Consider the following 19,774-nt stretch of genomic DNA (forward strand, 5'->3'; position numbering starts at 1 on the left):
CCAAAAAAGTCCAGAAACTCTCTACGAAAAACCTCAACGGAAGTCATACTTAAAACACGGGGGGAGGAAATCCCCCCATGTCAAATTTGATCATCAACTACTTTTTAAGGAGCTTGTTGATTTCTTCTTCAGCTTTTGCAAGAGCTTCTTCGGCTGTATACTCTCCTTTAATAGCCTTCACGAAGTAATCGTTCAGTATTCTGGTGAATTCGCCATGTTTTTCTGGGTCAAGCCCAGGTATTCTGCTTATATCAGCGGCATAACCGGAAGCTTTAGCGGCCATAACCTGAGCCTTGATGAGTAGATCAGTTTCAGCATTTTCAATGAACCATATGTCAGAATCGTAGCTGATCTTGGTTGAGGGAAGTATGGTCGCATATCGACCGAATTGAATCTGCCAATAGGGCGAAGTCATCCACAGTACAAACTTAACAGCTTCTCTTGGATGCTTGGCATTAACTGGAATAGAGAAATTCATGATAGAATTCTTCAAGATTTTTCCGTCTCCTATCGGATGTGGTGCAACATCGGTAACCGCAAAAATACTTGGACTGTTTACCTGGATATGCTTCAGCATTGTTATTCCAACAGGATACATGGCAATCTTACCAGCGGAATAGTCTTGCTTACCAGCGATGTAGCCACCAAGTGATCTGGGTATGAGTTCCTCATTGTAAAGAGTTTGATACCATTTGAGTTTTTCAATTGCTTTAGGGGTATTAAATGCAGCTTTCTTGCCATCCGGGGTAACCATTGGTACTCCTTCTGCAATTAAATCCATATATCCATTGATGTTAGGTTCAAATCCGTATACACCAGTTCTTTCTCTGATTATTCTCGATACCTCAAGCATTTCTTCAAAAGTTTCTGGTGGATTATCGGGATCAAGACCTGCTTCGTCGAAAATCTGCCTGTTGTATATCAGAACCATAGGACTGCCGTACCACGGAACGGCATAAGACTTTCCATCAATCACTGTAGCATTCCACAATTTTTCCCAATAAAGGTACTTTTCAACTTCCGTAACGTAATTATCGATTGGTTGAAGAGCTTCCATAGCTGCCAGGTCTATTGTCCAGGGGGTATTTAAATTAACAGCGTCTGGAGCCTTTCCAGCGGCAATAGCAGCTTGCAATTTTTGGAGTGCTGCACCATAAGGTATGTCTACAAGGTTAACCTTGATGCCAGGATTTGCTTTTTCAAAACTTTCAACGACAGCATTAAGATAGTCGTCAAAGGTTGGGCTCAATGAGAGGGTCCAAACTTCGATGGTCACATTCTTTGCCATTATGAAAGTGGTAAGCATCACCACACACACAAGCACTAACCATTTTTTCATAGTACGCACCTCCCGAGTTTCCCCAAAATCAGGGGTAGTTTGGAAAAGATCTATTACTGATAGTCTTAAGTACTGTTTTGACGTTTTTTGCGTTCACGTCTTTAAGTGGTAATGATTTTTTATATGCTAAAGAAATTGCAGCACCTATTGCTTGTCCCATTCCCGCACAGGTTGGCATTATCCTTGCGGCACTGTGGCCGGCAAAGTCAGAAGAAAAACATCTTCCAGCTATGCCCAGATTTTCAAAATTTGCACTTATCAATGACCTGAGAGGAATTTCATAGTAATCTTTGTATGCTGGAATAAATGTTTTTTCATTATCATCAACATCGGGAGAATTGTGAATGTCTATGCCGTAGCAAGCTTTCACTACCCCATCTTCAAATTTTCTATGTGACATAACATCAACCCCTGAGAATTCATATAGTCCTTTGATTCTTCTGCTTTCTCGAACGCCAACAACGTCAGCTATTTTCTCTATCCTTGCTTTTTCAAACCCCTTAATGTATCTGTTAGCGAACTTTTTTAGAACCATAGCCTGTTCGGTGCAGTCTACCATTGCAAGTGAAACATCGAAGGGATTGGTTGTCGATAAATCATATACATGAGTGGTATTTACAGTTACCCTGCTTTCGCCTGGAAGCTGGATAAAGAAGAAATAATCCTGAAGCTTTTCCAGGCCATCCTTTTTTGCTTGTTCTATTTCGTCAAAATAACCGGCAACAGAGATAATAGTTTGTTTTGGCGAAACCCAGCTGAAGAAATTCGAAGGGTTATTTCTTATATCTTCGATTACTTTCGAAAAATCAACACCGGACATTGTGAACATAACGGTCATTGCCTGATTTATACCATTTGAATCACCGCTAAAATACTCTGCACCCGCAAGAAATCCTAGAGAGCCGTCTCCCGTAGAATCAACAAAGTATCTTGCTTCCATTTCGAAAGATGTTCCAAGAGAAGTGAAAAAACGCACACTTTTCAAAATTGACTCTATTGTTTTGACTTCAATAGGAATTGTGTTGAAAACCACTTCTACATTTGCTTCTTTAAGCATGCTTAGCATACAAGCTTTCATTATTTCAGAATCAAAAGAGTTTATTAAAAGCCCATTTTCTTCCTTTAGTCTATCGAGAAGTTCGCCAAAAATACCATCAATAAGTTTTTCGGAGCCGAGCCAATATCTCATGAAAGGATTTACTAGACCCATGGTAGAAAGGCCACCAATAGTAGAACCATGCTCAATTAATGTCGTTTTCAAACCAGCTCTTCCACATGCTATCGCTGCATGTACGCCGGCGATTCCTCCACCGACAATTACAACATCTCTTTCTAACTTCATTTTCTTTGAACCTCCGACAATCCCTTATTCTTAGTCCAATTCTGAATAAATTTATTGAATCTAGCAGTAACCAAATGTGGTCGGGTTATAGCGCTGCCAATGGTAACGGCAAAAGCTCCGGCTTTCATTGCCTCTAACACCTGTGAGGGTTCCCAATAATTACCTTCAGCTATAACAGGGATACTGAATCGTTCTGCCAGAATCTTGACTAACTCAATATCAGGTTTAGGCCTATTACGCGTTTCCTTGGTATAACCAGATAGTGTTGTGGCAAGAAAATCCGGTGATAATTGGCTTACAAATTCAGCATCTTCGACAGTTGCTATGTCAGCCATGATCAACGCGTTTGGATAATTACTTCTTATATTTTCGAAAATATCCTTTAAGGGCTCAGGCCTCGGCCTTTTTGTGCAGTCAAGGGCTACTATATCAGCGCCTGCTTCAAGGACCTCGAGTGCTTCTTTGGAAGTGGGGGTAATGTAAACCGAATAACCCTCTATATGTTTCTTTATAATCCCTATTACAGGGACATCCAGAGCTTCTTTTATTTGTTTAATGTCTTTAACTCCATTCGTTCTTATGGCCTTTGCTCCGCCTATTACAGCGGCGTTGGCCATTCGAACCATGATGCCATCCCCGTAAAGAGGTTCACCTTCAAAGGCCTGGCATGAAACTATCAATCCACTTTTTAATTTTTCAAGTAATTCTGTCTTCAAACGAATCACCTCGACTTATCGAGCTAATAATACTACGAATGGAGATTTTCTCCAAAATGATAAATAATTTTTGAGAACATCTCACGATGTATTAGCACCGAATGTTCATGAATATCACCAAAAATCTTGCTTATGCTTTGTTTTGTTAGACTTTACATTTTTGAGGTGTGATATTATCATTGTGGAGAATACGCATTAAGGCGGTGAGCAACATGCAGGGAAAAGAAAATGTTCTTCTGACAATAGAAACGCTGAAAGATTCCTTTACAAAAACAGAGAAAAAGATAGCCACATTTGTCGTAAAAAATCCACAGAAAGTGGTTTACATGTCCCTTACGGAAGTATCAGATATTCTTAAAGTTAGTGAGGGATCGATAGTCAGATTTTGTCAAAAACTTGGTTATACGGGCTTTCATCCTTTTAAGATTGCTTTGGCGGTTTCTGAAAATCAAGAGAGCTTTTCGTCTTCTGAGTTTGATTTTAATTCCAGAGATCTTTCCAGTCTCAAAAATTATGTGGCCCAGAGGCACATAGATGTTATTAAAAATACCAGTGAATTCATCTCAGAAGAAATACTGGAAGCCTGTGTAGAAAAGATCTTAACTGCCAGAACCATATTAATTTCTGGTGTGGGAGCTTCTGGAAACACAGCGCATGATGCCTTTTACAAATTCATGAGGATTGGTCTCAATTGTAAGACATCGCATGATGCTCATATACAGGCAATGATTGCATCTGAGTTGAGAGAAGGCGATGTTTTGCTGGCTATATCTCAAAGTGGCAGTACACTCGAGATTGTGGACATAGCAGACATAGCCAGAAAAGGTGGTGCAACCGTGATTGCCATAACAGGATATGCCAGATCACCTTTAGCGCGGTTTGCTCATCATGTTCTCCTGACGCCAACCCGTGAGTCACCGTTTGAAAGTGGTGCTTTGCGATCGAAAATAGCACAACTCTATGTTCTTGAACTATTATTTACTGCGGTTTTCCATAGAATGGAAGAAAAAGGTAGAAAATTTATAGAAAGAACAGCTGATTCGGTGGCAAAGTGGATATATTAAAAAGATGGTTGGAGGTGCTTATGGAAAACGTTACTTTGAGCGAAATAAAGAGAACTCCGGAGCTCTTGAAGCAGGTTGAATCTGTTCCTTTCAAACTTGAAAAAGGAAAGCGTTATCTTTTTGTTGGTTGCGGCTCTTCATATAATCTCGGATACATAGCGGCGGAAATGCTTAACAAAAACGGTTATGAGGCAGATGTTGTGACCGGGGGAAAGATAGTTGCTTTAGGAGATTTTCCAGAAGCGGATGTTGCGTTTTTTATATCTCGTACAGGGGAGTCTACCGAGACAGTGCTTGCTGCAAAAGCGTTAAAAAAGAGGGGAATATACACGATCAGCATTGTTTGTGCGAAGGATGCGGAGCTTTCAAAGACCTGTGAGGAAAACATAGAGCTGCCCTTCGCAGACGAAGAAAGTGTCGTCATGACAGGGTCATTTTCAACGATTCTTTACATGATTTTGCGCGGAATTAAGAGATACTCCATTGATGGGATAGAAGGGTTCCTGGGAAAGTCCTTTGAATATGTTGATAGGTTGGAGCTGAAAAAATTCAGTCATTTTGTATTTTTGGGATTTGACGAACTTTATGGGCTCGCTAAAGAAAGCGCCCTTAAGGTTCAAGAGATGGCCCTTCAATGGGTGGAGTTCCACGAACCTTTGGATTACAGACACGGTCCAAAGGCCACGCTTACTGAAAAGACACTTGTTGTTATGTATTCTAAAGACACCGCGTACGAGGTCGAACTTGCTAAAGAACTCAAGCAGATGGGAGCAGGCGTGGTTTATATTGGTAAAGAAGGTGATATAGAGATTCCATATCAAGACGGGTTTGAAACGCCGGTAAGGATATTGCCAGTACAATATCTTGCGTATAAGAAAGCAGTTTCTCTTGGCTTGAATCCGGACAAGCCAAAAAATCTTACAAAATCGGTGAAGTTGTAACAATAGTGCTTGGTTGTTAGTTGGCGGTTTATAGTTGACAGTAGTTAGTTGATAGTTGGTATTGAGACAAACGAGCTCCCGGAATTAAGAACGGGAGCTTGTTTGTTATTTGATTATGCTTTCCTTGAGTCTTTCAATTGATGTTACTGCTCTCATTTTTTTGGCTATGATGTTGAAAAGATTAATATTTATTTTGTGGATTTAAAAATTATCGCCTTTACACAAACAAATGTCCATCGATGAATCGTATATATAAATTGCAGATTCTTTGCATGAAAGATTCTTCTTTTGAGCACTTCTTATAAATAGACTTAGAAAACCTGTTTGCTTTTCATATCACTTCAGATATGAGATATTTTTTGAGGTTTGATTATATTTTTTAAGCTATATACTTGATTTTTTTAATCAATAATGCTATATTACCAATAAATCTTTTGAAATTTAGTTTTGCATGGTTGTTTTTTTGTTATAAGCGTTTGTTTTATACATCCATAATTTCATAAATTCAATTCCAGTTTAATTGCTATATAAGTAGTCATTTTATGAAGAAGAAGATCAAGATTCTTTCATCTCGGATGAAAGCGATTGTTTAAGTAGTAAAAGAAGTGATGGTTTATATTAAATTCGTTTCGTTAGGAGGGGATAAGGATGATATTAAAGGGCGAGAAAGTCGTACTCAGACCTTTGGAGGTAGAAGACGCTCGAACAATTGTGCCACTAATAAACGACGCGGAACTCAGACAGTACCTGTTACAGGTTTTCCCGATAAACAAGTTCATGGAAGAGAACTGGATAAAAAACCATTCGTCATCCTCAAACGAAGTCAACCTTGCGATAACTACCGATGACGAATTAATAGGTGTTACTGGATACATGAATATAGATTGGGTGAACAGGTGCGCTGAATTTGGCATAGGCATATTCAACAAAAAATACTGGGGGAAAGGATACGGGACAGAGACTACAAAGCTCATGTTGGAGTATGCCTTTCGTAAACTTAATCTGAACAGAGTATATCTCCGGGTTTTCGATTACAATGAACGTGCAATCCGGGCGTACGAAAAATGCGGTTTTGTTTTAGAAGGGAGACAGAGACAGGCCGTTTTTTCGAATGGGAGATACCACGACGTCCTCATGATGAGTATTCTTGCTGAAGAATACTTCAAACCCTGAATTAGGTAAGGGAGGGAAAACAATTGGTTAAAAGAAATCTTGTTGTTTATCCTCTTTACAGGTTTTTCATAAATATGCTTATAATAGGGCCAATATTGGTTCCCTTTATGCTCTTCAAGGGATTGAGCTACTCTCAAATTATGCTGCTTCAGTCCATAGCAGCTATATCGGTATTTGTATTTGAAGTGCCTACTGGTGCCATTGCGGATAAATTTTCAAGGAAAATTTCTCTTTTCCTTTCAGGGGTATTTGCGGCCATCGCGACACTACTCTATATACTTTTCAGAAATTTTTATGTTTTTGCCCTGGCGGAAGTATTGTTCGGGCTTGGTTTGACACTGGCCAGTGGAGCTGATTCAGCTCTTTTGTTTGAGAGCTTGAAGAAGATTGGGAAAAAAGAAGAATATCAACGCAGGGAAGGTAACGCCGCATCGTATATCTTCATTGGGCAAGGAGTGGGCGCTGTTCTAAGCGGGTTCCTTTACAAATACAATCATTTTCTCCCGTTCTGGATTAGCTTTGTAAACCTTTTGACGGCATCCCTGATAGCTCTGGCATTTGTTGAGGTGGAGCGCGAGAAAAGTGAACACAAATATACCGCTCACATCCTAAAAAGCTTTGGTATAGCCTTCAAAACCCCGCGTATATTATGGGCTGTGTGTTTTGCCGCGTTGATGGGTTTCATTGTAAGAGTTGGTTACTGGATGTACCAACCCTATTTTGCACAGGTGGATCTGGATATCGCATGGTATGGGATAGTTTTCTTCTTTTTCAATATGGTTGCAGCTTTCAGCTCTCACTTTCTTGTTAGGCGTTATTCGGATGAAAGACCCAGACGGGTGTTACTCGGCCTGAGCACCCTTATGGCGCTGAGCTTCATTTTGCCCATTATATTTGTGGCAAAATGGGCGATAGCTTTACTGGCGCTTCAGCAGATTGTTAGAGGATTGTACAGACCAACGATGAACTTCTATATAAACCACCAGATCCAGGACAAATACAGGGCAACGGTGATATCCACAGTGAGCCTTGTTTCAAACCTTAGTTTCGCAATTCTTTCGCCCGTTGTTGGGATTATGCTGGATGAAAAGGGAACGATACCAAGTTATCTGTTTGTTGGAATTGTTGCTGCTTCAGGAACGCTAGCATTGTACTTGTTGCGGAAAAAACAAAAAGCTATAAAAGTCAATTCATAGAAAATTTTGGAGGTGCTTGAAGTGAAGAAACTCGATCTTATCCTCTGCATTCTTGTGCTGGTTATGGTAATCCTCAACGGTGTGTTTTTGTACAGAAACTGGAATTTGTCTCAAGCCCTCTCTGGAATGATTGGATCCAATATTGCAAGGTTGGAATCAGAATTACTGGAATTACGACATTCTGTGAATACCGCTTTGGGGAGAATTCAGTTGTATTCTGAAAACAATTCTGGAAATCGGATCATGGGAACTGAGTTCAAACTTCGTGGATTTGATGAAGAGCAGGTAATACTGGACTGTCGTTTGTCATTTTCCAGAGTGGATAAAGATGAAAGAGTTTATCTTGTTCTTCACGAAGAGGGAAGTGATTTGTACCAGAAGATAGAGCTTACAAAACTGGAAGGGACCTTTTATACCGCGGAATTGTGTCTCGCTCCTGAAAAGGAGTACAAATATCAGGTTGTTTTTGAAAAGGACGGAACCACAATATCGAGTCAGGAATTTAAGGTTCTGGAGCATTATTACAGACCACAGGTTTGTAAAGTTACACCTGAATTTTTAATCAACAGTACAAAAGGAGAAAAAGTACCAGAACTGGTATTTAGGCTTGACATGGGTATTAAAGCCTATTTTGAAGAGTTGCAGGTGAAAACGGCTAAAGTAGTAGTATACGAAGATAGCACAAAGGTAAAGGAACTTTCTTTTTTTCAAAATCTTAAAGTCTCTAACTACGATTTTTATTACGGTTCCCGTAGTGTCTCCTTTGATCTTGATGGAAAAGATATAAGAAAGTATGATTTCTACTTTCTGGTTGAATACAAAGGTGGCCTGATAAAACGGGAAAAAATGAACGATGAAAAAAATCCCGTATGGGAGGCTGTGTTGAACAACTACGTGTGGTATCTGAAAAGTAATTAACGAGCGGCAATGCGTGTTATTACCCCTGACCGAATAGAAGGTGAATTGAGCATGTTCAAAAATACGATTTGGGATTTTGACGGTACTTTATGCGATACCTATCCTTCCATTGTTAGATCAATGAAGGAAGCATTGGAAGGTTTCGGCTATGAGGTTGCCGAAGAAGAGATTCTCTGGAATGTTAAGAAAACTCTTGGTTACGCTCTTGAGTATTACGCGGAGAAATTTGGACTGGGTGAAGCTCTGGAGAAAAAATTCGTGGAGCTTTCAAAGAAAGCTTCACCAACAGAGCGCCCACTGTATGATTACACCAAAGAGATTTGCGAACTCATCATCGATCGTGGTGGCATGAACTTCATCGTAACGCATCGGGATCTGGAATCTACCCTTAAGGTTACGGACTACTATGGGATAACGGAACTTTTTACGGAGATCGTGACCAGAGATCATGGTTTTGCGAGAAAACCAGATCCCGAGGCTTTCAATTACATTGTTGAAAAATACAATCTCAGAAAAGAAGAAACCCTGGCAATCGGTGATCGTGCTCTCGACATCATCGCTGCTAAAAAGTGCGGAGTCAAAACCTGCTATTTCAACGAATTTGGTGTTTCAATCGACATTGTGCCGGATATCGAAATTACGTCTTTCAAAGAGCTGTATGAGCTCATTAAAAACGAAGGAAAGGGGAAATGAATGGAAAACAGATATTTCACAATTGAAGAGATGGTTTCATTACCTGTGCTTAGAACCCCTGTTATAAATCCCGCAGGTAATAGAGTAGCTTACGTCAAAATGAATACCGATTGGGATGATAATGAATTTCGAAGCCAGGTATGGGTGTATGATGCGGAAAAAGATTCCTCTTACCCGATAACTGACTTCAAAACAGAGAGTACAATGCCTTCGTGGTCACCGGATTCGCAGACACTTGCGTATCTTTCAAACGCTGGGATAAACGGTGATAAAAAGAAGCAGATTTTCGTCAAACGTTCCCCTGAAGAAGCAGCAATTCAAATTACCAGTGCACCTGACGGAGTGGATTCTTACAGGTGGTCTCCAGATGGAAAGGGTTTCTTCTATCTCAGTACCCCTGAGGATAAAGCGATCAAGAAAAGGAAAGAACTCTACGGTGATTTTGAATATGTGGATAAAGAATATCGAACGAGATGTCTTTACTACGTTTCAATCGATAAGGCTATTTCGAAGTTTGAAGAAACTTTGAAAACCCCTAAAGATATGAGAAAGGGTCAAGATGACAAAGAAGTTGAAACTGAAGATTTAGCAGAAAAACTTTTTTGCCCGGAGGATTTTCTTATAGTCAATTTTGTAATAACACCAGATTCCAAACGGGTATTATTTATTGCTGTTCCGCCCCCTAGCACAGCAAACAACATGGAGGAATCGGAACTTTATGTATTTGATTTAGAAAGCAAAAAGATCGAGAAGCTCGGTATTTCAAGGCTCCGTCCAGATTTTCACCTTTCTCCAAATGGCAGGAAATTAGCATATACGCTTACCAAAGAAGAGTACCCGTGGCAATCAAACAATCCCCTGGAGATACTCGATCTGGAAACTGGAAAAAGGGAGAAGATACATATAGATGTTGATTCCATCATCGAAATTGTAGCTTACACGAAGAAGGGATTGTACATAAGCTGGAAAGAAGGTACAAGAATAAAGGTCGGTTGGTTGAATCCTGATGGAAAGATTGAAACTCTGACAGACGATAATTCCACGGTTTCCTGGTCTGCGGTGTCCAGAGATACAGATAAACTGGTTTGCATAAAAGCGACGCCAATAGAACCTTTCGACATATATCTTGAAGGCAAAAAGATAACTGACGAAGGAAAGATTTACAAAGAAAGGATAATTTCCAGAAAGCAGCTTATACGCTGGAAGAGCCTTGACGGTGTGGAGATAGAGGGCGTGCTGTCAACCCCACCAGACTTTGATCCTTCAAAGAGATACCCGTTGCTTTTGATAGTGCACGGTGGTCCAACGTGGCTATCCTTTGATATCCCAACTTTTAGTAAAGCGTATCCTTTAGAACAGTTTGTGGAAAAAGGGTTCATAGTTCTTGAACCCAATTATAGGGGAAGTGATGGTTACGGAGAAGAATTCAGAAGGCTCAATTACAGAAACCTTGGAATTGGTGATTACGCTGACGTCATATCCGGAGTTGATTATCTCATTGAGGAGGGAATTGCAGATCCAGAAAGAATAGGCATAATGGGCTGGAGCCAGGGTGGATACATAACAGCCTTCTGCTCTTTATACAGTAACAGATTCAAAGCTGCTTCTGTCGGTGCCGGGATAAGCGATTGGATAACGTATTACTGTGCTACAGATATTCATAATTTTACGGTGTATTTCCTCGGTGAAACACCCTGGAAAGACGAAGAAATCTATAAAAAAACTTCTCCAATGACATACATAAAGAACGCCAGTACCCCAACATTGATACAGCACGGCGATAATGATCAGCGCGTGCCCACTCCCAATGCCTATAAGCTTTATCAGGGTCTTAAAGATATGGGAGTGCCTGTGGAACTCGTTATCTTTAAGGGAATGGGTCATGGCATTCATAAGCTCGGAATCGCAAGAGCGATTATGAAACAAAATCTTATCTGGTTTTCGCATTATTTGCTCGGCGAACCAATGGAAGGATTTTACCTGAAAGATCATTTGAATGATTAGTTCGTAGAGAAAGGAGATTTTGTGAATTACTTCACTTTCTGATTATAATTGAATATAATAGATGCGGTAATGTTTATACAGGTGAAGTTGTGTACAAAACGAAATTCGCAGGAGGAAAATAAATTTGAAACTGGATGATCTCATCCCTTACGATTCTGAAAAAGGTGCGGGGCTGCTGATAAAAGTCGGTCCGCACTACATTTTTCAGGTGTCTGGTGAAAAGCATAATATTCTCAACGGAGAAAGGTTCTTTTCCGGAATAGGCGGACATGTCGAAGCAAGCGAAAGTTTTGTCGAGGCTGCAATTCGTGAAGCAATAGAAGAGATCGGTACTGAAGTTGAATTGCTCAGTTCGGAAAAAACCTATTACCTCAAACATACCGGACAGATCATCGAATTATCTCTTGATGAAGAAATAACACCCCTGATGATATACGAAATGGTTCACCCTAGGGGGACCCCAAAAGCGGGGAAACTATATTACATCGTAATCTTTATTGCGGAGCTCAAAGGAGATATAGGTGAGCTGGATTCCCGGGAAGTAAGTGCCATTCTTGGGTTGAAAAAAGAGCAAATAACGGAATATGTAGATAAAAAGGTATCCATCGAAAAGATACTTGAACAAGGGGGAGTAGTCCTTCGCGGGAAAATAAGTGCCGGTACCAAGCTTTTTCCGCTTGGTACTGCAGCGGCCTTTGGGAAAGTGATCCGATTTTTAAGCCGAAGAGGAGAAAAAACATGATATTGAAAGAGGTTGATCGTAAAGAATTGGAAGATAGGGTTGTGACCTTTGAATATGAGAGCGATTACTACTTCGATATTGAAGTCAGTAGAGAAAGCAATGGCTGGAAGATATCTTTGGAATTAAAGAAATTCGAAAAGCCGTTCAGGAAAGTACACATGGAAAAACTAGTGGACTATTACAAAGAGGATACCCTGATATACGTTGCTGAGGTTGATGGAAAAGAAGCGGGGATCATACAATTTGGTTGCATCCATGATGGTTCGGTGAGGATATGGGATCTCTATGTCTGGAAAGGGTTTAAGAGAATGGGGATTGGCACGGCCCTTATGAAGAAAGCTGAAGAAATTGCCCGATCTCAAGGGGCAAGGAGATTGATCCTTGAAACACAGACATCAAATTATGTCGCTATAAAGTTCTATGAAAGTTGTGGGTTCCAGCTTTGTGGTTTTGATCTATCCAGCTATTCAAATTCGGATGTAGAAAAACATGAAGTGAGATTGGAAATGGAGAAAAAGTTGAGGTAAAAAGTTATTTTAAAGAGAAATAGGTTGGGAGGTAACGAATAATGATCGAAGTTTCTCAGGTTCATAAGACCTTCAAAAGTAGAAAAAGAACGGTAAAAGCCGTTGATGGAATTTCTTTCAAAGCTGTTCCAGGGGAGATTTTCGGTCTTCTGGGACCAAACGGTGCTGGAAAAACAACAACGTTGAGAATGATAGTAACACTCCTTAAGCCTGATTCCGGGAAGATAAGCGTCTTCGGCTATGACACTGTGGAAGACGCCAGAGAGGTCAGAAAAAGAGTCGGCTTTCTTACAAGCGATATGAAATTAGCCGGTAGTCTATCACCCCGGGAACTGATGTATTTTTTTGGCGATCTAAATCATATTGAGAGAAGCGTAGTTGAAAAAAGAATCGAGGAACTGGCAGAGTACCTGGGCATGAAAGATTTTTTGGATGAGAGAGTAAGTAAACTTTCAACCGGTATGAAACAAAAAGCCGCGATAGCCATCAGCCTGATTCACGATCCTCAGGTTATTATTTTCGATGAACCTACAAACGGTCTGGATATAATAACCGCAAGAATGGTAACGGAGTTTATAAAGGACTTTAAAAAGCAAGGAAAAACAATCATTATTTCCACCCATATCATGTCAGTAGCGGAAAAACTTTGCGATAAAGTGGGAATAATCCTTAAAGGAAAGCTTGTAGAAAATGATTATCTGGAAAACCTCTATGAAAAGTATCAAATGAACGATCTTGAGGACATCTTCTTTGCTGTTGCCGAAAGAGAGGGGGAACTTGCAGATGTTTAAGGATGCACTGATCATATTCAAAAAAGAATTCAAGAGCTTGTTCAAAGATAAAAGAACGGTATTTTCCATTGTTATTCTTCCAATGGTTCTTATGCCAATGATATTTATGGCTATAGGTTTCTTTGGTTCTGTTCAACAAAAGCAGGTAGCTGAGACGGTTTATAGAATTGGATTTTAAATCTTCCGGATAAAGAATTTAAGATGATCCTATCGCAAATGCTTCGTTTTGAAGAGTTTGATGTGAATAACTATAATGTGGTTGGTGATTCAGATAATACTATAATTGTTGAATTCGATCATAGCGGAAATAAATTGACCGCAAAAATCTATTACAACTCAACTTCGAGTAAATCGCGCTTCGCTTCACAGATGGTAAAAACAGCTTTGAATAGTTACGAAAAGCTGCTAGTGGCAAAGCGTTTGAGCAAGTATTCCCTTAACCTCAAAGACCTTGATGCTATAGATATTACTGATGTGGATATGGCTCCAAAAGAAGCTCAAGGGACTGATTTTCTTGCAGTCATGCTTCCGTATCTGATTCTTATCTATATCTTCTCTGGGTCCATGAACATTGGACTTGCTACTACAGCAGGTGAAAAAGAGAGAGGCACGCTTTCACCGATTCTTGTGAATCAGGTTTCGCGGACATCGATAGCTCTTGGAAAAGTGCTTTATGTTATGTCCACCGGATTGATAAATAGTGTTTCTACCGTTATTGGTTTTATGATAGCTTTCAAAATCCTTGGCGACTCTTTGGGTGGAGCTCTGCCAATGAATATCGCAGCATTTACTCCTGGAAAGACTTTAGGTCTTTTGTTCACTATTCTTACGGTTTCAGCTCTTGCCTCTTCCATAATTGTTTTACTTGGAAGCTTTGCCAAAAGTATGAAAGAAGCTGGAACGTATATTATGCCGATTTATATTGGTGTTCTGGTACTAGGGATATCAACAATGCAAATGGATCCTTCCAAACAATTGAGTATGTATCTGATACCAATGCTGAATAGCGTATTCGTAATGAAGGACATTATAATAGCGCGGTTTGAACTCACAAAATTCCTTGTAATGCTTTTGAGCAATATAGCGGTTACAAGTGTTGTAATATATGCCATAGCGAAATTGTTCAATTCGGAAAGAATACTGGAGAGCAGTGAATAAAGCTCAAAAGAAAGGAGCTTAAAGTGGTTTTTCGAAGACTAATATTACTGGTGTTTATAATTTTCTCAGTAGGTGGCTATGCCACAGAAATCGTTGTGGAGAACCCCGCAGGGTTCTCTTTCTATTCATTGATTCATTACGATGCAGCCAAAGAACTTGAAATCCGAAAGGACATCATTATTATCCCCGGAAAAAGTCCCAATCCTGTGGTTTATTCAAAAGCCTGGGTTGAAAACGGCAAGGTTGCAAAGCTAAAACTGGAGAGACGCTTTGACTCTTCGTCCAGTTTCAAGGATCTTGTACTGATCGATGGTGGATACCTCTCTCAGGAACAAGTTGATCACATCATTCTTCCGGCGGATTTTCTCAGAACCTCCCCAATTAATTCCTTTCAGTTCTTGAAGGAGAATACAGCATCCCGAAAGGACCGATTTACTTATAACGAGCTCGATCCGTTTTCCGGAAAGGTTCTTGAGTTTGAATACGACTACGAAAATGAGATTACCGTTGACACAGAGATTGGGAAAGTAAATGTGGGTGTTTATAGAATGAAAGTAAAATCGATGGGGCTTGAAGGCGAGTACAGCTTCGACACTTCAGGAGAACCTGTTGTCGGGAAGTTTATGGGGTCAACGATTTATAATCTCAAATATTTCCCATCAAAAAAGATCGCTGTTAAATTTGATTACGAGAGTAAGGAGATTTCTCCCTACCTTTTTGGCAACAACTATTGGTCGGAAGCTTACATAAAGCAAACCTTGGGGTTTGTAAGAAACTCAGCGATTGAAATGATACGCTGGGGTGGAATTTACAGAGATAAAGAAAAAAGAAGACCAAACGACTTCGAGCTATTTAAGAAGTTCATAGATTATACGAGTGTCGTGCCGCTGATACAGTTAGGATATTTTACCGATGAACCCGTTGAAGAACAACTCGAAAAAGTTCTGGCATTTATTCCTGAGACAGAATTCGTATCCTTTTCGAATGAGGCAAATATTTATCCTGTAATAATGGGGAAAAATGTTTCCGTTGAAGAATTCAATTCCAGATATAGATCAGGGGTCTCAAAAATAAAAGAAAGAGCTCCTTTTATCAAAATAGTGGGACCGGATTTTACAATTGGAAACCTTCCGCAGTATGATTCCTGGTTGAAAAAATTCCTTGAAAAAAACGGAGATTTGATCGACATATTCTCGATTCACTACTATCCCTTTGATGGTTCCCAAAGCGCAGAAAGAACGCTTGAGAACATAGAAGAATTCCCGGTTTATATCGACCAGCTGAGAAAGCTTCTCGGGAAATACGGGCTTGAAGATATCCCTATTGCCATTACCGAATGCAATACCTCCTATGACTTCAACTCTTCAGGACCTGGTAACGCTTCCACATTCGAAGCAGCTCTTTGGGCAGCCGCAGCGTTTATAACAGGAATTGAGAAAGAGCTCTGGTCGATACAGCTGTGGGGAATCGTAAATGATGGAACCTTGAGCCTGTTGAATATCGAAGACGGATATACAGATTTCAAACCAACTACCCGTGTTTACTCTGTATTCAAAGACTTTAGCGACAGATATATTCCCGTTGAAAACAAAGTGTCGAAATTGAAGATCGTATTTTCTCCAAATGAGGACCTTGGAGTTATAGTTGCTGTTGTGGTAAATTATGATTCTTCTCCAAAAGAATTGTTGTTGAGAAAGATTGATAACGGGATATCTGTCGAACCCATGGAAGGCGGAATAAAAATAGAAGGCTTATCCATCACTCTTTTATATCTAAACGAAAAACTTGAGGTTGTGTATAGGAAAGATTATACGAAGTGATCGGGATTCGGGATCTGAGATCCGGGAATCGAAAGAGCCAAAGAGCGATACTGAATGTTGGAGAGTGGAGATTAGCGAGATTCGGAGCGACTGGCTACGCCAGTGAGGCGCACTCCTGCGGAGATAGAAAACATTAGACGCTTGCAAGGCTGTCAGCTGATGGAGCGACGTTCGAAGACAGAGGCTTGCAGACGCTGATGAAAAGCCGAGATTTGAGATCCGAGAGTCCGAGAAGGCTGCTTCGCAGCGGACGCGAATCCCTTCGGGATTGACCCGAACTCCTGGTAAGAATCGAGAGTCCGAGAACCGAGAGGGCCGCTGTGCGGCTGGTGAGCACGCTTCGCGTGGGTGGGCCCAGCTGCGCTGGGGGTACGCCTGACTACGTCAGGGGTGTGCACTCCTTCGGAGTGGGTAAAAACTGTCATTCTGGAGATGTTTTATCCAGAATCTTATTTTCTTAAGTACGAGATCCTGAATCAAGTTCAGGATGACGATCTCTGCTCTTCGAAGCGAGTTTACCAATTGACAGCTTTGCAAGCATCGCTCCATCAGCTGACAATGTCGTGAGCGTCAGCCTCGTAAGCGTCCGGAACGAAGTTCCGCGCTTAAGCCGTTTCATGGTTCAAAAGAAGGTGAAAAAGTGAAAAGAGCCGTTTTACTTCCAATTTTGATGCTGATTGTAGTATTCTTGATGGAAGCGTGCTTCAAGCCAGAAGCAGAAAATAAATATTTTCTTTATCAGTTGGTTGAAATGGACATAAAGGAAGTTCTGGAGCATCAATTCGATTATCTGGTAACTGATTATTCGAGAGATGGTTCCGAAGATGGGCGATACTCGGAGGAAGAAATTAGTAAATTGAAAGAAAAGGGAATCATTCCTTTGTGTTATATAAGTATCGGTGAGGCTGAAGACTACAGATTTTACTGGCAGGAAGATTGGCGAACAAATCCGCCTGACTGGCTTGGACCAGAAAATCCGGAATGGGAGGGAAATTATAAAGTAAGGTATTGGTACGATGAATGGAAGAAGATTGTTTTTGAGTACCTGGACAAAATTATTGAGGAAGGTTTTTCTGGTATTTATCTGGATATAATTGACGCATACTATTATTGGTCAGTGGAAATGAACGAGCTTGGTGAAAAAGAAGCTGCTGAGAAGATGATTGAATTTGTGGAAGAAATAGCAAAATATACAAGAGAAAAAGTTCCGGGCTTTTTAATTGTTCCACAGAATGCAGAGGATATTCTCGAATGTGATGATGACGGAAGTTATCTGGATACGATTTCTGGGATAGGTGTCGAAGACCTTTCTTACACAACTGATGATAATGATAACATAATCGTACAGGAAGAGAGTGATTACAGAATCGAGTATTTAGACCGAATCAAAACAGCTGGTAAATTCGTCTTGAGCGTGGATTATGTATATGATCCAAAAAATCCGGATATGAATATAGTAGGAGATTATGTGAAAAAGGCGAGAAAAAGAGGATATATTCCCTATCCTGCCAATAAAAACAGAGCTCTGGATGAAATCGTGACGGTAATCTTTGAAATTAAATAGTTGGACCTGTTCGTAAATGTTGAAGAAATCGGATACTGTCCCATCGCAGGCGCACATCAACTGCGAAGCAGCTCTTTCGCCTTCTCGATTTCTCGGATCTCGGTTCTTGGCTTTTCATCAGCGTCTGCAAGCCTCCTGGACGTAGTCCAGCACTTCGTCTGTACCGCAGTGGACTGTCCCCATTTTCTTGACCTGTCATCCTGAACTTGATTCAGGATCTCGTACTTAAGAAAATAAGATTCTGGATAAAACATCTCCAGAATGACAGTTTTTACCCACTCCGAAGGAGTGCACACCCCTGACGTAGTCAGGCGTACCCCCAGCGCAGCTGGGCCCACCCACGCGAAGCGTGCTCACCAGCCGCACAGCGGCCCTCTCGGTTCTCGGACTCTCGATTCTTACCAGGAGTTCGGATCAATCCCAAAGGGATTCGTACCTCATCGAAGCCAAGCTTACCCACACTTAGCGTGCTTACCGAATCTCGATTTTCATTTCCTCAATTTCCTGATAGAATAGTTCGAAATTCTAATTCTTTAAGGAGTGTTACATGAAAGAAAGATTAAAAAATCCGCTTATAGCGGCTTTGTTGGCTACAGCGGCTTCAGTTCTTTGGGGAAGCGCCTTTCCTGTATTAAAAATAGGCTTTAGAGAAATGGGGATAGGACCTGAGAATGTTGCGGAAAAGCTTGTCTTTGCCGGTATCCGTTTCTTGGGTTCAGGATTATTGATCTTCATATTTTCGCCTTTGATTGCCAAAGGTAAATTCTGGCCGGGCAAACGAGTTTTCAAAAGCCTGTTGCTCCTTGGACTGTTGCAGACTGCTTTACAATACACGCTCTTTTACAATGGTTTATCCAACACAACAGGAGTGAAGTCTTCTATAATCATCTCCAGCGGAAACTTTTTCGTGGTACTTATTGCTCATTTTGTGTATAAAGACGACAGAATCAATTGGAAAAAAACGTTAGGACTTGCAGCGGGCTTCTCTGGAATACTTATAGCCAATTGGAGCAAAGGAATTAGCTATGATTTCAAGTTTGAGGGAGAAGGTTTGTTGGTACTTTCCACACTTGTTGGTGCCTTTGGTACAATCCTTGCTAAGAAAGTTTCCAGGCAGGTTAATCCCTTCTTCGTTTCTGGTTGGCAGATGTTTTTAGGATCTATTGTGCTTTTGTTGCTGGGAATGCCCGGAATGAAAAACGGCCTGAAATTCACACCACTGGCTACAGTGCTTTTAATATACTCTTCACTGCTTTCAGCAGTAGCATTTTCCCTTTGGTATACAGTTCTCAAATATCACAAAGCCGGAGAGGTCACGCTTTACCGCTTCATGATCCCCTTGTCTGGTGCTTTGTCGTCTGCGGCTTTCATTCCCGGTGAAACGCTTACCCCAAACACTCTGATAGCTCTTGGACTGGTCATTTTTGGTATAGTTGTGGTGAATTACAGAAATAGTTGAACACATCAACGATTTCTTTTTTCTTCTTTCTTTATTGCAGTGTTTATCGCATTGGCTTTCTGATTTATTCTTTGGACTTCAAAATTTAAAGCTTTTAATACCTCAGGAAAATTAAGCCCCTTCTTCTTACATGCGTCTTCGAGCGTGGTCATCTTACCCACGTTCAAGTCCAATCCAAGATGATGAAGCATCTTGAATAGATTTAAATGCAAATCAGAGATTTCTTTCAGCGTCATTGTTCCCTTTATTTGCGGAAGCATGAAAACACCCCCCAGTTTCATTATATACAAGAAAGCCCGGATAAAAGTGGCATTTTGAACCTCTGAT

At 40.6% G+C, this 19,774-nt stretch carries 19 protein-coding genes; 15 read left to right on the plus strand and 4 right to left on the minus strand.

Annotated features, from left to right (window positions below):
- Positions 1-97: 97 nt before the first annotated feature.
- The 3 genes from KOLE_RS05950 to KOLE_RS05960 are packed head-to-tail and all read right to left on the minus strand — an operon-like array spanning position 98 to position 3,397.
- Complete coding sequence (locus KOLE_RS05950; RefSeq protein ID WP_015868538.1) at positions 98-1,339, minus strand: ABC transporter substrate-binding protein; 1,242 nt, start codon at positions 1,337-1,339, stop codon at positions 98-100.
- A 28-nt stretch (positions 1,340-1,367) separates the two neighbouring features.
- Positions 1,368-2,681, minus strand: coding sequence for an FAD-dependent oxidoreductase (locus KOLE_RS05955; protein WP_015868539.1), 1,314 nt, complete (start codon positions 2,679-2,681; stop codon positions 1,368-1,370).
- The gene (locus tag KOLE_RS05960; protein WP_015868540.1) at positions 2,678-3,397 is read right to left on the minus strand and encodes an N-acetylmannosamine-6-phosphate 2-epimerase; all 720 of its coding nucleotides are present in this window, start codon (positions 3,395-3,397) and stop codon (positions 2,678-2,680) included. The genes KOLE_RS05955 and KOLE_RS05960 overlap by 4 nt, the downstream gene beginning before the upstream one ends.
- A 212-nt stretch (positions 3,398-3,609) precedes the next feature.
- Here KOLE_RS05960 and KOLE_RS05965 point away from each other — a divergent pair, with 212 nt between their 5' ends.
- The 15 genes from KOLE_RS05965 (at position 3,610) to KOLE_RS06035 (ending at position 19,447) form a co-directional block, all read left to right on the plus strand.
- Positions 3,610-4,461: a MurR/RpiR family transcriptional regulator gene (locus KOLE_RS05965; protein ID WP_015868541.1), complete on the plus strand. Its 852-nt coding sequence runs from the start codon at positions 3,610-3,612 to the stop codon at positions 4,459-4,461.
- A 20-nt stretch (positions 4,462-4,481) separates the two neighbouring features.
- Positions 4,482-5,402: an SIS domain-containing protein gene (locus tag KOLE_RS05970; RefSeq protein ID WP_015868542.1), complete on the plus strand. Its 921-nt coding sequence runs from the start codon at positions 4,482-4,484 to the stop codon at positions 5,400-5,402.
- A gap of 648 nt (positions 5,403-6,050) precedes the next feature.
- Positions 6,051-6,575, plus strand: a complete 525-nt coding sequence (locus tag KOLE_RS05975; RefSeq protein WP_015868543.1) for a GNAT family N-acetyltransferase — start codon at positions 6,051-6,053, stop codon at positions 6,573-6,575.
- A 23-nt stretch (positions 6,576-6,598) separates the two neighbouring features.
- The gene (locus KOLE_RS05980; protein WP_015868544.1) at positions 6,599-7,771 is read left to right on the plus strand and encodes an MFS transporter; all 1,173 of its coding nucleotides are present in this window, start codon (positions 6,599-6,601) and stop codon (positions 7,769-7,771) included.
- 21 nt (positions 7,772-7,792) lie between these two features.
- Positions 7,793-8,689 carry a hypothetical protein gene (locus KOLE_RS05985; protein WP_015868545.1) on the plus strand — a complete coding sequence of 299 codons (897 nt, stop codon included), beginning with the start codon at positions 7,793-7,795 and terminating at the stop codon, positions 8,687-8,689.
- Positions 8,690-8,740: 51 nt separating this feature from the next.
- Entirely contained in the window at positions 8,741-9,382 is a 642-nt protein-coding gene (locus tag KOLE_RS05990; protein ID WP_015868546.1) for an HAD-IA family hydrolase, read from the plus strand.
- Positions 9,383-11,386, plus strand: a complete 2,004-nt coding sequence (locus KOLE_RS05995; RefSeq protein ID WP_015868547.1) for a S9 family peptidase — start codon at positions 9,383-9,385, stop codon at positions 11,384-11,386. It begins immediately after the preceding gene.
- 124 nt (positions 11,387-11,510) lie between these two features.
- Positions 11,511-12,128, plus strand: a complete 618-nt coding sequence (locus KOLE_RS06000) for an NUDIX domain-containing protein (protein WP_015868548.1) — start codon at positions 11,511-11,513, stop codon at positions 12,126-12,128.
- Positions 12,125-12,655 (plus strand): GNAT family N-acetyltransferase, encoded by a 531-nt coding sequence (locus KOLE_RS06005; protein ID WP_015868549.1) that lies wholly within the window; start codon positions 12,125-12,127, stop codon positions 12,653-12,655. The genes KOLE_RS06000 and KOLE_RS06005 overlap by 4 nt, the downstream gene beginning before the upstream one ends.
- Positions 12,656-12,696: 41 nt before the next feature.
- Positions 12,697-13,446 (plus strand): ABC transporter ATP-binding protein, encoded by a 750-nt coding sequence (locus KOLE_RS06010; protein ID WP_015868550.1) that lies wholly within the window; start codon positions 12,697-12,699, stop codon positions 13,444-13,446.
- Positions 13,439-13,624: a hypothetical protein gene (locus tag KOLE_RS11170; protein ID WP_049753256.1), complete on the plus strand. Its 186-nt coding sequence runs from the start codon at positions 13,439-13,441 to the stop codon at positions 13,622-13,624. The genes KOLE_RS06010 and KOLE_RS11170 overlap by 8 nt, the downstream gene beginning before the upstream one ends.
- 62 nt (positions 13,625-13,686) lie before the next feature.
- Positions 13,687-14,604 (plus strand): ABC transporter permease, encoded by a 918-nt coding sequence (locus KOLE_RS06015; RefSeq protein WP_158303011.1) that lies wholly within the window; start codon positions 13,687-13,689, stop codon positions 14,602-14,604.
- A 23-nt stretch (positions 14,605-14,627) separates the two neighbouring features.
- Positions 14,628-16,424: a GH39 family glycosyl hydrolase gene (locus KOLE_RS06020; protein ID WP_015868551.1), complete on the plus strand. Its 1,797-nt coding sequence runs from the start codon at positions 14,628-14,630 to the stop codon at positions 16,422-16,424.
- A 640-nt stretch (positions 16,425-17,064) separates the two neighbouring features.
- Positions 17,065-17,988: an MJ1477/TM1410 family putative glycoside hydrolase gene (locus tag KOLE_RS06025; RefSeq protein ID WP_015868552.1), complete on the plus strand. Its 924-nt coding sequence runs from the start codon at positions 17,065-17,067 to the stop codon at positions 17,986-17,988.
- A gap of 547 nt (positions 17,989-18,535) precedes the next feature.
- The gene (locus tag KOLE_RS06035) at positions 18,536-19,447 is read left to right on the plus strand and encodes a DMT family transporter (protein ID WP_015868553.1); all 912 of its coding nucleotides are present in this window, start codon (positions 18,536-18,538) and stop codon (positions 19,445-19,447) included.
- A 5-nt stretch (positions 19,448-19,452) separates the two neighbouring features.
- On the opposite strand, the gene KOLE_RS06040 is transcribed toward KOLE_RS06035, so the two are convergent.
- Complete coding sequence (locus KOLE_RS06040) at positions 19,453-19,707, minus strand: hypothetical protein (RefSeq protein WP_015868554.1); 255 nt, start codon at positions 19,705-19,707, stop codon at positions 19,453-19,455.
- Positions 19,708-19,774: the final 67 nt, after the last annotated feature.

Source organism: Kosmotoga olearia TBF 19.5.1 (assembly GCF_000023325.1).
Lineage (GTDB): Bacteria > Thermotogota > Thermotogae > Petrotogales > Kosmotogaceae > Kosmotoga > Kosmotoga olearia.